The sequence below is a fragment of the Pseudomonas sp. SIMBA_068 genome (assembly GCF_046534705.1).
GTDB classification, from domain to species: domain Bacteria; phylum Pseudomonadota; class Gammaproteobacteria; order Pseudomonadales; family Pseudomonadaceae; genus Aquipseudomonas; species Aquipseudomonas putida.
On record NZ_JAWRYI010001118.1, the window covers coordinates 1 to 252 of the forward strand.

Annotated in this window: 1 protein-coding gene; it reads left to right on the plus strand. The window is 44.0% G+C overall.

Annotation, left to right across the window (positions count from 1 at the left end):
• Nucleotides 1-34: 34 nt before the first annotated feature.
• Nucleotides 35-252: MASE1 domain-containing protein (locus SB756_RS32970; RefSeq protein WP_208486308.1), on the plus strand; the 218-nt coding region annotated here is incomplete at its 3' end.

Genomic DNA, 252 nt, shown 5'->3' on the forward strand with positions numbered 1-252 from the left:
CCTGAAAACCCCGATCAGTGAGAGTAGTGTACTCATGTTTGTGGAGCATAACCTGATAAAAAATATCAAGATATTCACACTAGCGTTTACGCTCACCGTGGTACTTATTCAGCTATCCCGTTTTATTTCGCCACTTGCCATTATCCATTCCAGTTATATCTTTCTGGCGTGGATGCCACTGTGCGTAATGCTGTCAATCTTGTTTATCTTTGGCTGGCGCGGTGTCGTTCCCGTTTTATGCGGGATGTTTTG